21 protein-coding genes and 1 pseudogene are annotated in these 13936 nt (G+C 38.2%); 10 read left to right on the top strand and 12 right to left on the bottom strand.

Features of this window, described 5'->3' with window-relative positions; all coding sequences use genetic code 11:
* Positions 1 to 99 precede the first annotated feature (99 nt).
* The 3 genes from R4Z09_RS13590 to R4Z09_RS13600 all read left to right on the top strand — a co-directional run bounded on the left by R4Z09_RS13590 (position 100) and on the right by R4Z09_RS13600 (position 1764).
* Positions 100 to 603, top strand: a complete 504-nt coding sequence (locus tag R4Z09_RS13590) for a hypothetical protein (RefSeq protein WP_338452797.1) — start codon at positions 100 to 102, stop codon at positions 601 to 603.
* 301 nt (positions 604 to 904) lie between these two features.
* Positions 905 to 1456, top strand: coding sequence for an EamA family transporter (locus R4Z09_RS13595; protein WP_338452798.1), 552 nt, complete (start codon positions 905 to 907; stop codon positions 1454 to 1456).
* A 32-nt stretch (positions 1457 to 1488) separates the two neighbouring features.
* Positions 1489 to 1764: an EamA family transporter gene (locus tag R4Z09_RS13600; RefSeq protein WP_338453274.1), complete on the top strand. Its 276-nt coding sequence runs from the start codon at positions 1489 to 1491 to the stop codon at positions 1762 to 1764.
* 267 nt (positions 1765 to 2031) lie between these two features.
* On the opposite strand, the gene R4Z09_RS13605 is transcribed toward R4Z09_RS13600, so the two are convergent.
* From R4Z09_RS13605 to R4Z09_RS31075, 3 genes are all read right to left on the bottom strand, one after another.
* Entirely contained in the window at positions 2032 to 2223 is a 192-nt protein-coding gene (locus R4Z09_RS13605) for a hypothetical protein (RefSeq protein WP_338452799.1), read from the bottom strand.
* A gap of 84 nt (positions 2224 to 2307) precedes the next feature.
* Positions 2308 to 2388, bottom strand: a complete 81-nt coding sequence (locus R4Z09_RS13610; protein ID WP_338453275.1) for a YjcZ family sporulation protein — start codon at positions 2386 to 2388, stop codon at positions 2308 to 2310.
* Between the two features lie 57 nt (positions 2389 to 2445).
* Entirely contained in the window at positions 2446 to 2616 is a 171-nt protein-coding gene (locus tag R4Z09_RS31075) for a YjcZ family sporulation protein (RefSeq protein WP_422392272.1), read from the bottom strand.
* A 317-nt stretch (positions 2617 to 2933) separates the two neighbouring features.
* Between R4Z09_RS31075 and R4Z09_RS13620 the strand changes: the two genes are divergently transcribed.
* The 3 genes from R4Z09_RS13620 to R4Z09_RS13630 all read left to right on the top strand — a co-directional run bounded on the left by R4Z09_RS13620 (position 2934) and on the right by R4Z09_RS13630 (position 4495).
* Positions 2934 to 3320, top strand: coding sequence for a YmaF family protein (locus tag R4Z09_RS13620; protein WP_338452801.1), 387 nt, complete (start codon positions 2934 to 2936; stop codon positions 3318 to 3320).
* Positions 3321 to 3467: 147 nt separating this feature from the next.
* Positions 3468 to 3974: a hypothetical protein gene (locus tag R4Z09_RS13625; protein ID WP_338452802.1), complete on the top strand. Its 507-nt coding sequence runs from the start codon at positions 3468 to 3470 to the stop codon at positions 3972 to 3974.
* A 23-nt stretch (positions 3975 to 3997) separates the two neighbouring features.
* Positions 3998 to 4495 carry a hypothetical protein gene (locus R4Z09_RS13630; protein WP_338452803.1) on the top strand — a complete coding sequence of 166 codons (498 nt, stop codon included), beginning with the start codon at positions 3998 to 4000 and terminating at the stop codon, positions 4493 to 4495.
* A gap of 284 nt (positions 4496 to 4779) precedes the next feature.
* Here R4Z09_RS13630 and R4Z09_RS13635 read toward each other — a convergent pair whose 3' ends face one another.
* From R4Z09_RS13635 to R4Z09_RS13645, 3 genes are all read right to left on the bottom strand, one after another.
* Positions 4780 to 4917: a hypothetical protein gene (locus R4Z09_RS13635; RefSeq protein WP_338452804.1), complete on the bottom strand. Its 138-nt coding sequence runs from the start codon at positions 4915 to 4917 to the stop codon at positions 4780 to 4782.
* A gap of 412 nt (positions 4918 to 5329) precedes the next feature.
* Complete coding sequence (locus R4Z09_RS13640; protein WP_338452805.1) at positions 5330 to 5860, bottom strand: YitT family protein; 531 nt, start codon at positions 5858 to 5860, stop codon at positions 5330 to 5332.
* A gap of 411 nt (positions 5861 to 6271) precedes the next feature.
* Positions 6272 to 6979 carry a helix-turn-helix transcriptional regulator gene (locus R4Z09_RS13645; RefSeq protein ID WP_338452806.1) on the bottom strand — a complete coding sequence of 236 codons (708 nt, stop codon included), beginning with the start codon at positions 6977 to 6979 and terminating at the stop codon, positions 6272 to 6274.
* Positions 6980 to 7404: 425 nt separating this feature from the next.
* Here R4Z09_RS13645 and R4Z09_RS13650 point away from each other — a divergent pair, with 425 nt between their 5' ends.
* Positions 7405 to 9078 (top strand): NAD(P)/FAD-dependent oxidoreductase, encoded by a 1674-nt coding sequence (locus tag R4Z09_RS13650; RefSeq protein WP_338452807.1) that lies wholly within the window; start codon positions 7405 to 7407, stop codon positions 9076 to 9078.
* Between the two features lie 29 nt (positions 9079 to 9107).
* The gene (locus R4Z09_RS13655) at positions 9108 to 10061 is read left to right on the top strand and encodes an alpha/beta hydrolase (RefSeq protein ID WP_338452808.1); all 954 of its coding nucleotides are present in this window, start codon (positions 9108 to 9110) and stop codon (positions 10059 to 10061) included.
* Positions 10062 to 10297: 236 nt separating this feature from the next.
* On the opposite strand, the gene R4Z09_RS13660 is transcribed toward R4Z09_RS13655, so the two are convergent.
* The 3 genes from R4Z09_RS13660 to R4Z09_RS13670 form a co-directional block, all read right to left on the bottom strand.
* A complete protein-coding gene (locus tag R4Z09_RS13660; RefSeq protein ID WP_338452809.1) occupies positions 10298 to 10489 on the bottom strand; it encodes a hypothetical protein in 192 nt (63 codons plus the stop codon).
* A gap of 84 nt (positions 10490 to 10573) precedes the next feature.
* Positions 10574 to 10654 (bottom strand): YjcZ family sporulation protein, encoded by an 81-nt coding sequence (locus tag R4Z09_RS13665; RefSeq protein WP_338453276.1) that lies wholly within the window; start codon positions 10652 to 10654, stop codon positions 10574 to 10576.
* 57 nt (positions 10655 to 10711) lie between these two features.
* Complete coding sequence (locus R4Z09_RS13670) at positions 10712 to 10822, bottom strand: YjcZ family sporulation protein (protein ID WP_422392273.1); 111 nt, start codon at positions 10820 to 10822, stop codon at positions 10712 to 10714.
* Positions 10823 to 11230: 408 nt separating this feature from the next.
* On the opposite strand from R4Z09_RS13670, the pseudogene R4Z09_RS13675 reads away from it, so the two are divergent.
* Positions 11231 to 11341, top strand: a pseudogene (locus R4Z09_RS13675) (spore germination protein); the annotation flags it as partial.
* 35 nt (positions 11342 to 11376) lie between these two features.
* Here the strand turns inward: R4Z09_RS13675 and R4Z09_RS13680 are convergent.
* The 3 genes from R4Z09_RS13680 to R4Z09_RS13690 all read right to left on the bottom strand — a co-directional run bounded on the left by R4Z09_RS13680 (position 11377) and on the right by R4Z09_RS13690 (position 12919).
* Positions 11377 to 11502 (bottom strand): hypothetical protein, encoded by a 126-nt coding sequence (locus R4Z09_RS13680; RefSeq protein ID WP_338453416.1) that lies wholly within the window; start codon positions 11500 to 11502, stop codon positions 11377 to 11379.
* 212 nt (positions 11503 to 11714) lie between these two features.
* Positions 11715 to 12164: a GNAT family N-acetyltransferase gene (locus R4Z09_RS13685; protein ID WP_338452811.1), complete on the bottom strand. Its 450-nt coding sequence runs from the start codon at positions 12162 to 12164 to the stop codon at positions 11715 to 11717.
* A gap of 41 nt (positions 12165 to 12205) precedes the next feature.
* On the bottom strand, positions 12206 to 12919 hold the full coding sequence (locus tag R4Z09_RS13690) for a class I SAM-dependent methyltransferase (RefSeq protein ID WP_338452812.1): 714 nt from the start codon (positions 12917 to 12919) through the stop codon (positions 12206 to 12208).
* Positions 12920 to 13152: 233 nt separating this feature from the next.
* On the opposite strand from R4Z09_RS13690, the gene R4Z09_RS13695 reads away from it, so the two are divergent.
* A complete protein-coding gene (locus R4Z09_RS13695) occupies positions 13153 to 13935 on the top strand; it encodes a DUF2268 domain-containing protein (RefSeq protein ID WP_338452813.1) in 783 nt (260 codons plus the stop codon).
* The last annotated feature ends 1 nt before the right edge of the window (position 13936 follow it).

Consider the following 13936-nt stretch of genomic DNA (forward strand, 5'->3'; position numbering starts at 1 on the left):
AAATCTTCTAAATAAACACTCCTACTTCCATATCCATCTATACCTCCCTATTCATTCCTGAATAAACTAATAGAAGGACAAGCAAGGAGGTGATGAAAATTGGGATTATTCGGAAACCAAAACCATAATCACGAAGAAGAGAACAAACAGAAGGAGAAAGGGAAAGTTAAGTGGAAAGACAGATACCGCGAAATCCGTCTGCCAGCGACTCCGATTGAATCAAGCTGTTCTCCTTGCGGGGACTGTTGTTTGATACAGCAATCTTTTTCCATTGGTCTTGATTTAGATTTAGAAGAAGAGCAGGAGATAGCGGTGTATCATTCACCTGGATATCAACCTTCATGTACACCTGATGGGAAGGTGGCAAAGGGAAAACAAGCCCACGCATTTGGGACCGTCCGTGCATCAAACACAGGCTTTAACCCCTTCGTGCTTCAAGTATATAAAAACGGAGAAGGACCTGCCTTCACTCAAACCCTTTATCCAGGCACTCAAGTCGTCTATTCGGGAAGTATTGCATCTGTAGTGGTACTTTCACCAGGCGAATCGATCCGTTCCCTCTTTGACTTTAACATCAACTTGCTTCCCTTCGAACCAGTTTAACAGATTCCCGATTCACCCAAAAGGCAGAGAGTCTCTGTCTTTTTCCATTTCTGAGCGAGTTACTAAATAAGATTGCGGTCCCTATTCACTACTATTCAACTTGAAAATTTAATTGATTTTTTGTATACAAATGTATACAATTTTAACTATACGATGATGCCAAGTATAAACTAGAAACGGTATTTGTACTGGTAATAAAAAAGTATAAACGGAAATGTAGAAATACAAGATGAATGAAAGGATACCGAATTCAGGAAAGCTGATGGTATCTTTTTTAGAAACCAGAAAAGAAGGGAACAACATGAGTGTCACTCTAGCATTATTTGCTGCTTTATTTGCAGCGCTAACGAGTATTCTGGCAAAAATAGGGATGGAAAATGTGAATTCTAATTTGGCAACTGCCATTCGAACGGTCATTGTATTAGTGATGTCTTATATCGTTGTATTCATAACAGGGCAGCTAGATACAATATCCTCGATTTCTCCTAAGGCAATGGCTTATATTGTCCTTTCCGGTTTGGCAACTGGTTTATCATGGCTGTTTTTCTTTCAGGCGCTTGCGATGGGGGATGTTTCAAAGGTTGTTCCGATCGATAAATCCAGCATTGTCTTAACCATCCTATTATCTATAGTCGTCTTAGGTGAGAAGCCTGTTCCGAAAATTATCGCAGGAGGGGCTCTTATTGCGATTGGCACCTTTGTATTAATTGGAAAAAATGAAGAAAACAAACGATTTACCGGCTCCCAAATATATATCGTGTATGCGATTATAGGGGCCGTATTTGCGGCACTCACGTCCATCCTGGCAAAAATCGGAATGGAAGGTGTCGATTCGATGTTGCGACATTTTTAAGAACCATCGTTATTTTAGTTTTTGCATGGGCCATTGTATTTTTTCAAGGAACTTATAAAAATATGAAATCCATTTCCAAAAAAGACTATCTGTTTCTAATTTTATCAGGTATAGCTACAGGACTGTCCTGGCTATGCTATTTCGCTGCCATCGCTATTGGCAAGGTGTCAGTCGTTGCACCAATTGACAAATTTAGTGTCGTCATCACGATGATTTTTGGGTTTGTCATTTTAAAAGAAAAAGCAGCGAAACATACGATTTTAGGAGGCTTGATTATCACAATCGGAACGTTTTTGCTGGTTTCCTGATCGATTGTATGTATGATTTTAAATATATGGTTATTAGTAATGTTGATTTATAATCCTTAATAGGTGCTTGGTGGTCTTTTTTGGTCATTAAGCATAGGAAAACCCTCCTTTTAGTAGTAGTCTCTAGTCAATTGTATTTTACTAAGAACGGAGGGTAATTCCTTTTTTAAAATAATTCAACTTCCAATATTTAGGCTAGGTTTTTCAGAGGTCTCGAACGGTTCTCCTGCTTCCTTAATACTTTTCTTCAAGTCTATTATTTAGTGGTTAGAAAATACGACGTCTTCTACTAAAGAAAGCAGCGATAAAAATGAATGCAAAAAACCTTCTTCTTCCGAAGCCGTCACGAATAAATACTCCTCTTGGTGGGTCAACCCCTGCCATTACTCCTCTATGAACTCGTCCATCTCTGGTCCGAATTACAACGGGCTGACCCATGTGTCTCATTAAATTCGGCATTTAATCACCCCTTTCAAAAATGAAATAATCTACTTAAAGGACAGGTTGTATCAACCTGTCCAATAAATTTAATAAATGAAACGCTTAATATCCACTTGAGAAAGAAGTCCCTACGATAATCAACAAAATGAACAGTACTACAATTAACGCGAATCCAGTTCCCATTCCACGGTATCCGTCAGATATGTTTACCACCTCCACTATCAAAAGACATCTTCCCTATTAACTCCAAAATGAAGTTCCAACAATAATTAAAAGAATAAACAATACTACGATTAAAACAAAGCTGGAACTGCCGCCACCGTAGCCACCACCATCGTAACCCATTTTTACCACCTCCTTTTTATAAATTAAGAATGTATTTACATTCTTACTAAAATCATATGTATTCATAGAAAAATTGATTGGACAAACAGTTAACTTTACAGAAATTCCGTATTTATCTAATAGATAGTAAGACCAATTTCGAACAACGTATCTCCAACTCCTTTTATAATAAACATTTCAATTGGATTTTGGGGGATTGATAGAATAATACATTTTTTTAAAATCAGGCAAGTATATTAAATTCATAACATATTAAACTTTACACTTGTGCTTCGAAAGTATTTCATATGTTTCACTCTTCAGATGCTTTATTACATAGTCATATTTTTTTCTGAATAAACATATGTTTACTCGACTATGTAAATAGGAAGGTGAATCAAATAATGGAAATCCCCGTAACAGGTTTTATCATTGAGTCATCTGATTTAAATAAAGACGGTGAACATTCGCATGTTTTATATCTTACTTCATGGGATGGTAGACCCGTTCATAGGCATCATTTTTCAGGAGTTACTTCTGTTAGTGATGGACATGACCACCGGTATGCTGGCACAACTGAACCGGCACCTACTGGAGTACCACATACACATCACTATATGACGATTACTTCCATCAACAATGGACATAGGCATGAAATTCGTGGTGTTACAGGGCCTGCAATTCCCTTGCCTGAAGGAGGACATTATCATAAATTTCGTGGAGTAACGACTGTAGATGGCACACATCCTCATTCACATAAATATAGTGGCAATACTAGTCCTAGTGATTAATAATTTAATATATTGAAAACGGTCTTACTCCATTTTTTATATGGAATGGAGCATTTTTTCCATAACAATATAGCTATAAAACGATGACCTGCTCCTTATTTTTTAAAAATACAATAAATGGAAAAATGTAAGGTGAGGAATAACAAAATGGCAGCTGTTGATATGGAAATAAACTCCATACATAGAGACTTTTATCTCCATGCCATCCATTCTGCTTTAGAGAAAGGAATGGCTGCTAAAGAAGTCGTATGCTCTATTACAACGGGATTTCGATCCATACCTTCTTTACGTACTGCACCTGGACTTAATCCCTATCATGCTTCCGTAGCCGATATAGGATATGGATTCGATGCAGCTCAAGGAACCATTCATCGTCTTCTTAGCGGGGAACGGATTCCTCTTGGAAAAAAGATGCTGGTGTTTGACCTTGATACATTACGGATTAGTGAAGAACAATTAAGTCCTAATTTTGAACTAGCTGTTAAAGAGGCATCTCTAGATGTGTTATACCTGGTCGAGCAAAGTCGATATTTAAATAATCAAATTTCCAATCAGATTCAAGAAGCCATCAGACTAGGTCAAATGCTCCTTGGTTCTGAATGGGAAATTGTTCGTGCACGGATTAAGAACATTCAAGCAATCCCGCGACTTTAAGAGGATGAACAAAGGAGGGGGAAATGTCATATACACGAACGCAAAATATAAGTACAGATGATCAGTATCGTTTATTAGAGTGGTGGAACACAACAGAGTCAGCTAAGGTGGTTGTACGATATTTAGTCTCATTAGTTAGTGAACTACGCTTACATCCCGAATCAAGTCATGCAGATGGAATGGTTCTTTTTTATCGAGCAGTTTCTGAAATATCTTACGGTTACGCTTGTATACGGGGATGTATTCGCCGGGCTTTTTCTGGAGAATTCTCTGATGCCCTTCGGAAGAATATGGTCATGTGTCATAGTTTCGCCCACAAATATTCCGTTGATGCAAAAGTACTGCTTGAACGTGTGGCTAAGCAAATTACAGGAGATAATGCTCTACAATTAGTAAGTCGTATACGCAGGCAATTAAGGAAAAATGATGAAATGTTAAATGAAATATCAGAAAAAGCTCAAGCTTTCTTTGGAACAGAAGCTTTACAATCCTTAGAAAAGGAAGTTTGGATAGTGCCTTAGAATCGTGATTTTAGACATGAGGTACAGGAGAAAAACCAAGAAAACCCGCGACTTCAGTCAAGGGTTTCTTGGATATTCATGATTGTATGAGAGTTCTGGAAAGTATCAAAAGAGCATGATAATATTCAATTGTATCCATCATGCTTGTTAATCTTCATTTGAAATAATGGAAATTAATAAGCTTCTTTTTTTACTAAAGATGTTATGATGTTTCACGGTTCCTTCACTTGATGGACGTTAAGCTGTTAAACCTGTTAAACCTGTAAGATTTTGTGGTAATAGTGTTACTGGTTCTGTTGTGAAGTTGGAGTTGGTGCTGGCGGTGGCGTTATACTTGGTGCCGTTGCACTTGGTGGTATGGTTGCTGCTGTTGTTGGAAGTGTGGTAGTTAGACTAAAGCCTGAAGATGTTATGACGAACATCCCATCATTTTCCGCACCTGCACCTATAAGTCTAATTGGAATAGGTAAGTGTTGAATTTAAGTTAATTTAGAATGGGCAGGTAAAAATTCATTATTAAATTAATATTGTTGACAACTGTTTCTTATTTTTAACAATTAAATTTACTTGTAACAAAAATAATGTAGAAGGATTACATTCTATTTTTTCTTTGAGAAGATCCTTTTGCGGAACCATTATGGGTATTTGTTGAAATGGGAAGAGGGAAGCCAAAAACATCTCTCATGCTCCATTTAAAAGCCAGATTTATGCTTTCTTATTCGATTATCTTGTGATCATTTTGTACGGAATTTTTGTTGTTGGGACTATTTCTTTTGTCTTTCGATCATTTCTAACTCCTTTATTTCCAACTTCCCCAGTAATTACTGAACCTACTTAAGACCTCTCATAACATATGGACGCGAGAATACCTGCGGTTAAAATCGTAATTGTTGAGAAAACAACACTTTGTAGACCCAATGTTTGATATCCAAGTAGAACGATTAAGACATCCAAAATTGCAATAATAAATCCAATATTTAACGGTGTTGCTTTCGCAATAAAATAGGCTATTAGATCGGTACCTCCAGTACTTGTCTTATACCTTAGCATCAAGCCTACACCAATCCCACAAACCGCTCCTCCTAGAATGGCACTCAGCCAAATCGGAAGGAAAAATTGATAGGGCGCTAATAAATCAATAAAAATGGCTGTCACAATCATCCCATAAAAACTGCCATGAAATTGTTTTCGATCCTTAATCCATGCATATATGATTAATGGAATACTTAACAATGCCGACCAGAGTCCCGCATGAAAATCAAAATAATACTGGAGAATTAGAGCTAGGCCAATAATTCCCCCATCGAGCAATTGATGAGGAACTAAAAAGCCATTAATCCCGATTCCAAGTAGAATGCTCCCCATTACTAAAGCTACCACTCTAGCATAAATTCTGATCACCTCATTTTTGGCTAACAAAACGTCATTATTATCCCTATGATGGTTATCCCTAAAATATACTCTTTGCCATCTTCTATATATTTCACATAATAATATTGAATAGAATCCTATAACAAAAGCTATTGTAAAAATGTAAAAGAAATTTTAAATGATCCAAAGTTTTCTGAACTAAAAGGTGTTCGGTCAATCGTAGTTCAGGATGCGATAGAAGTAAATGAAAAGAGGATAGCAATATTATACTATCCTCTTTTCAAAATATTTATCTTTAATGTATGATCTGCTATTAAAACAATTAAAGTTGGTTAAGAACGCTAATTTTCATTTATTTGGAGGTGTTTTTCTGTGGTCGCGAACCGTTCCCTTGTAAGCTCCTTCTCAAAAAATAATTCCCCTTTTCACTAGCTCCGCAACAGCTTGGGTACGATTTTGTACACCTAACTTTTTTATAACAGATTTGACGTATTGTTTGATAGTCGTTTCACTGATTCCTAGAGTATCCACCAGCTGCTTAATTACATTCCCCTTTGCGAGTTCTTCCATTACTTCCAGTTCCCGTTTGCTTAGACCATGTTTGCTGTCGGTTTTGCTCGTTGGTTTAAAAAGCTTGCCGGATAATTTTCCAAACCGTGTTATGGTCGAGAGCAGTTCCTCTTGAAATACCGCTTCTTCGTCAAATTCATTACTGCATATGTAGCCGATTACGGAAGAACCCGTGCAGATTGGGACGACTAAAACCGAATATAAGGAGTCTGAATTCAGAATATATTTGCTTCCTAATTGCGTTAGATAATCCTGCGGGGGGATATATTTTGCTTGGAATTCATGGATAGCAGCAAAGATTCCAGGCAAAGAACGGACATCATCACGGATCGATAGTATGGAATTCATACCCATTGAATCGAGAGAGACAATCCCTTCAGCAAGATGGCCTAAAGGAGAATATCTAAATAAGAGAGCGTTTTTAACGGGAAAAATGTCTACATAAATTTGTAGAAGCTGGATAATTCTTTCTTCGCTAGAAGACACGTCAGCAAGCTTTTCTAGCTTTTGCTGCATCGTAGAATGGATGAACTCTGATGGCAACGCCTTCAACTCCTTATTGAAAAATATCAAATGCATGGACGAAAACTCTTTACTTGCTTATTTAATTTTTAAACAGATTCAGATATTAAAAAGGGGTGCTGTCTAACCAAGTGATTCCTACTTTTTGGGTTATTCACAGCCTAAAAAACCGTCTGTTATGAGGTATAGATATATTTTACAAGAGGAATTATACTTTGTATATATTTGAATAGTAAAAATATTCAAAATATTACAAAATAGGAAGGTGATACCCCCAAAGGTGACAGATCGAAAGGCTTCTACTGTTTGGAGGTCCAACTGAATCTAGCTTTAAACAAAGAAGGACCGGTGTAATCGAAAGCGATTGTGATGATAACGGCAACAAATAATGAAGGCAGCTTGAAACATAGCAAAAAAAATGATTTCGATAGGGGAGGAAATATACTATGACTTCTATTAAAAAGCAGCTTCCATTAGAGGAGATTACTGATTTTGATGCCGTTGTAATCGGAGCGGGATTTTCGGGGTTGTATATGCTGCATCGTTTACGTGAGGACGGATTCACTGTCCGTGTGTATGAGAAAGGTGATGGTGTAGGAGGTGCATGGTATTGGAGTCGATATCCGGGCGCACGCTGCGACTCAGAAAGTATCTATTATAACTATACTTTCTCAGAAGAGCTCTATAAAGAATGGACATGGACGTCTAGATATCCAGAGCAGCCGGAGATCCTGCGTTACCTTAATTTCGTAGCCGAAAAGCTTGACCTAAGGAGAGATATTCAGTTTAACACAGAAATTACAGGTGCCCATTATATTGAAGAATACAATAAATGGCGTATCTTTTTTAAAGATGGCAGCAGTGTAACAGCTAAGTACTTTATTACAGGAATGGGCTGTATCTCTGTTAATGCCACGAATATACCGAACTTTAAAGGAATAGAAAATTTCGAAGGCAAGTGGTATCATACCGGATCTTGGCCGCATGAAGGGGTCGATTTACAAGGAAAGCGTGTCGGTGTCATTGGAAATGGTTCCAGCGGAGTTCAGACAATCCCGGTTGTTGCCGAAGAGGCAGAACAACTATACGTTTTTCAACGGACACCGCAATATACAACACCTGCTAGGAATCACCCATATGATCCTCAATATATCAAACAAGCAAAAGAAAATTATCATAAAATGAAGAAGATGGTGCGTGAATCGATGGCGGGTGTCCCGCTGCAATTCGGTGAAGGATCTGCGCTTGAAGATACACCGGAAGAACGCCGAAACGTATACGAAACGGCTTGGCAGAAAGGCGGAGTAATCTCCTACGTTTATCGTGATTTGTTGTCAAGCGAGGAAGCGAATGAAACCGTTAATGATTTTATTCGTTCCAAAATTCGTGAAACCGTCAAAAATCCTAAAGTGGCCCAGAAGCTGATGCCAACGTATTACTATGGCACAAAACGTGCAGTTATAGACACGAATTATTATGAGACCTTTAACCGTGACAATGTGACTCTCGTCGATGTGAAAAATGCTCCAATTGAAGAGATTGCGGCGAAGGGCGTTCGAACAGCCGACGGAGAAGAGTATGAGCTTGACATCCTTATTTTTGCCACAGGTTACGACGGAATGACAGGTCCGTTGTTTAAACTTGATCTTCGAGGCAAAGACGGCGTGCTTTTAAAGGATAAATGGGACGATGGAGCACAGGTTAGGACGCATCATGGACTTGCCACTGCAGGCTTCCCAAATATGTTTATGATTACAGGCCCGCAAAGCCCATCCGTTGCAGGGAATATGCCGATTGCCATTGAGCAGCATGTGGAATGGATTTCTGATTGTCTGAATTATCTACGCGAGCATGATATCAAAACGATTGAAGCAAACGTGGATGCTGAGGAGAATTGGAGCCAACATTGTAAGGCAGTATCAGATGAAACACTTTATTCGAAGTCCGAATCCTGGTATACCGGTTCGAATATCGAAGGAAAACCAAGCAGCTTCAATATATACCTGGGCGGTTACGGTCCATATAATCAAATGATTACGGACATGGCTTCAAAAGGTTATGAAGGATTTACGTTACGTTCCTATTCCGAAAACATTGTAATAGAAGAACAATCGCTTTAAAAATAAGATTATAAAAGGAGTGTTGAACGATGGATTTTATGAAGAGAGTTGATCCTGAATTAAGAGAATTGTTGACAATGTTTCCACCTGTTATTCTTCCTTCCGGTTTGGAAGCAGCGAGGCAGGCCCCGGCAATCCCTGTACCGGAGTCGGTCTATGTCCGAAATTCAATCCGCTACATTGAGGGTGGGGATGGACAAGACATGCTGGTGAAACTGTACGAACCAGCTAAGCAAGATGGTTCGAAACTTCCTGCCGTTCTTTGGATTCATGGCGGAGGTTATGTTATGGGACATCCGGATGCGGACGATGGATTGTGTCAGACATTTGTAGAGGAAGCAAACTGTGTCGTTGTTTCTGTTGATTACCGCCTTGCGCCTGAGCATCGGTATCCGGCAGCGATTGAGGACTGCTATTCGGCTTTAGTCTGGATGACAAACGCGGCGGAAGAATTGAATATCGATTTGTCGCGCGTTGCGATTGCTGGTATGAGCGCAGGGGGCGGATTAACAGCTGCTTTAGCGCTGTTGGCCCGTGATCGTAAAGGTCCGGAAATTGCATTCCAAATGCCGTTATATCCGATGATCGATGACCGAAACGAGACACCTTCTAGCTATGAGATTACGGACGAACGTGCTATCTGGAACCGGGGCAATAATTTGGCCGCATGGCATATGTATTTGGGAGAGCGTGCGAACGGTGAGGTTTCTCCATATGCAGCACCTGCCCGTGCGAAGAATTTAGCCAGCCTTCCGCCAACGTATACTTGCGTAGGACAGCTGGATCCTTTCCGTGACGAAACGATCCAATATGTGACACGCTTGATGCATGCGGGTGTCCCGGTAGAATTTCATATTCATCCCGGCGGTTACCATGCATTTGAATTCCTGAATCCAACATCCGAAATAGGCAAGCGGACAGCAAATGAATATGTTCAAGCTCTGAGCCGAGCGTTAAATCCACAATCGGTTAATGCAAGATAAAGCAGGAAGATATTCTAATTATTCTAAGTCAAGAAGGAAAGATTTATCTGATATTTATCCTTTTTGCCCTTCCTCGGATATCTATATGGAGGAATGTAGCTAAATTAAAGCCACCCGTGAGAACGGGTGGTTTGTTTGCATTAATGATAACGTGCCTAATTGTAGAAACTATTATGTTAATAGATAATCCGATTGGAGTTGTGGCTAGCTTGTAAATCATATCTATTTATTAATAGTTAGAAAATACGACGTCTTCTACTAAAGAAGGCAACAATAAAGATGAACGCAAAGAACCTTCTCCTTCCGAAGCCGTCACGAATAAATACTCCTCTTCGTGGGTCCACTCCAGCCATTATTCCTCTATGAACTCGTCCATCTCTGGTCCGGATTTCAACGGGCTGACCCATTTGTCTCATTAAATTCGGCATTTAATCACCCCTTTCAAAAAAGTTGGAATCTACTAATAGGACAGATTGTATCAACCTGTCCTATTAATCTAAAACATGAAACACTTAGTATCCACTTGCAAAAGAAGTACCTACAATAATCAACAAAATGAACAGAACGACAATTAACGCGAAACCTGTTGCCATTCCACCGTGTCTCTCAGTTATAATAATCACCTCCACTTTACAAAGTTATCTTCCTTATTAATACCATGAAGCACCAACAATAATTAAAAGAATAAACAATACTACGATTAAAACAAATGTGGAACCTCCACCGTAGCCACCACCGCATGATCCGTAATTCATATTCATCACCACCTTTTAACAAATTAAGAATGTAATTACACTCTTTCTAAATTATATGTATTCATAGAAAAATAGTTTGGACAAACGGTAAACTGTTAAAAATTCCATTTTTATCTAATAGATAATTAAAACTATACTTGATGGTTAAAAGCACTATAAACGAGTCGAGGAATGGGATAGACAATTTGCGTAATCGGTGCTGGAAAGATGGGGAATGGATATCTGCAGCCCATTGGCATTAGCTCACTTGGCCATCCTCAAGAAAAGATTGAAGTTTTTAATTACAATCTTCAATACTAGGTTAATAAGTATTTTTCATTTACCCTTTCTAATTCAACTAAAATTCAATACATACCCATTCCAATCAAAGCTATTTTTACATATCCTGTACTAAAAGGATTAGGAGTTGTTTATGTGATAGTTATTGGTTCTGTATCAATTGAAAATGTAGGTGGGTCTGCTAATGTTCAATTTGGGAATATAATAAATGAGGCTCCTGTATCGTCATCTAAAACAACTTCAGGTGCAGGTTCTGGAAATGAAGGGATGTTAATGATAACTTATCCAGGTTTTAGTCTAACTACATCAATTCCATCAACATCAGGTTCAATATCACCAAATGGAACGACACCAAATGGAACGACACCAAGTGGAACGACACTAAGTGTAACAACACCAAGTATCACGCACAAAGCCCACCAACCCCAACAGTCACAATAAGGCAAAGACCACCAAGTCCTGAAATATAGGGACGGTTTTGCCGTTTCAATTATTAAGTCTAGCAATCTCTTTGGAGTAATTTTTCTACAGGGATTGCTTTTTTGTATCATTTCCTCAAGCTTTAATAAAACTATTCCATAGTCCGCATAGTAAGAAACGCGGGAACCGTCCCCGCGCTTCAACGAACTTGATCTAAGTTTCTTTCCATTATTGTAGAAACTTCCTGAAATCCAAGTTTTTGATAAAGATGTTTGGCGCGATTTCCTGTATAAACATTCAATTGTACCTTGCTAAATCCTTGTTCCTTTAAATGCTTCATCGCTTCACAACATAATTGTTCGCCTATTCCTTGGTTGCGATATTGCGGGATAACATAGATTTCTGGAATCATTCCAACCAATTCATCAGAATAGTAGTCGATGAACGCTCCAATACCAATCCATCCCTTAATCGTGTTATTTTCATTACAAACAAGGTAATAGCCACCATCTTTCAGAAATGAAGATCCGAATGGAATAACTTTTTCTATATTTGGTTCAACAAATCCCATCGTTGCTTCTGTTAATACTTTAAGGGAATAAGTTAATATTTCTTCTGTCTCACTATTAGTAGCTTTTCTAATGGACATCTAAGTTTCTCTCTCCTCTAACGATGGAATGATAAGGCTGTTCAGCAACTACATCTAAATACTCGATATCCTAATATATCCTTATAAAACATAGAATAATGGAAATGTTTTTCTAATGCTTCATATGATTCACTACCGATATCTTCTGAAAGTGAAAAATCAGCAGCATTGTCTACATCCTGTTCATCAATCTGCACTTTGTAACGCTCTACGTTTATATTTTTAAAATTAGCTTTTTGAAAAAGGTTCAACCATTCGTGTTCTGTTAACAATCCGGACATTCCGTAAAAATGAAGGAATGGAGCTAATTCTTCTTCAGAAACAGACTTTTCTATTACTGCTTCAATAGCAAGCATTACTCCGTCTTTTTTTAACACGCGTCTAAATTCTGGAACGGTTCGTGATACATCTGTAAAGGCTGTTACTGATTCTGATAGAACGATATCAAAGGAACCATCATCAAAAGGAAGACTTTCGGCACTTCCCTTTCTTACATCGATTGGCAGACGTAAGGATTCAAATCTTTGCTTTGCCTTTTCCAGCATGATTTTATCGCAATCCAAAGCAGTCACATTACACCCGTACTGTTTTGCGATATAGGCGGAGGTTTGCCCCGTTCCACAGCCAACATCAAGAATGGCCGTTGTTTCCCTTATTTTTTCCTTTGTTAGAATTTTTTTCGTTAATTGAAGTCCACCTGGGTGTGCACCTCCAACTCCGAATAACGCTATACAATCAAGATATGGAGATTCCAAATTAATTACCCCTTTTTGAATAAGTTATGGGTTAGAGATCAAATAGGTTCGTAACGGTTATTCATTCCATACATATTTTATTAAAAAGCTATGTTAAAACCTTGTTGACCAATCAGTGTCATTGGTGTGCTTCCGTTTTTCGTCCAGTGAAACCACTTACTTAGTAGAAGTGTACATAAGCGGCTATGGACATAGCATTTTTAGAAAATAAATGAAAACAGAGGGGTATGGATATGACTGTTATTAGAACGGATCAATGGTTATTGCATTCGTTTGATAATCCCATTGAAATATGTGAAAGGCTTATCATACACTTTCATGACGCTAATACCTCTGAAGTCTATGAGTACTTAAATCTACATGGGATGTATTTTCCTTTTGATGATGGAGGCAAGCTCATAAGAAAATTACAAAATCAACAGGTATGGGAAATTGTACAAAACGAAGAACAATATCTTCAGAAAGCATGGGAAGGACCTGATGTTCCCGTTTATATTTTTCCATCTGATCCATTCAATCCGTTACTAAAACGTGAATTCAACGGAAAATCAGGTCTGTCTTTTAAAGATAAACTTTTTCTATTTATCTCTGAAAATAATAATGAAAAAGAAATAAGGTCCTTGTTTACACATGAATATAACCATGTTTGCCGGCTGTCAAAATACCCTAAGCCTGAAGATGATTACGTATTGTTGGATGCCATTATTTTAGAAGGGTTGGCTGAAAATGCCGTTGATGAACAAGTTGGCGAGGAATTTGTATCTGCTTGGGCATCCTATTATTCAATCGAAGAACTCGAGAATATGTGGAAAGAGCTCGTTTATCCAAATCGAAATTGTTTAAATACTGACAGTAAATATCAAGATATCTTATCTGGATCTCATTTGTACCCCAAAATGACAGGATACTGTGTTGGATATTTTTTAGTAAAAAAATATTTAGAGGAAAACAGCTTAACTAGTAAAGAGTTATTAACGATTGAATCCGCTAAAATAGCCTCTATTACAGATATTTAAC

The sequence above is a fragment of the Niallia oryzisoli genome (assembly GCF_036670025.1).
Classification (GTDB): Bacteria; Bacillota; Bacilli; order Bacillales; family Cytobacillaceae; genus Bacillus_BD; species Bacillus_BD oryzisoli.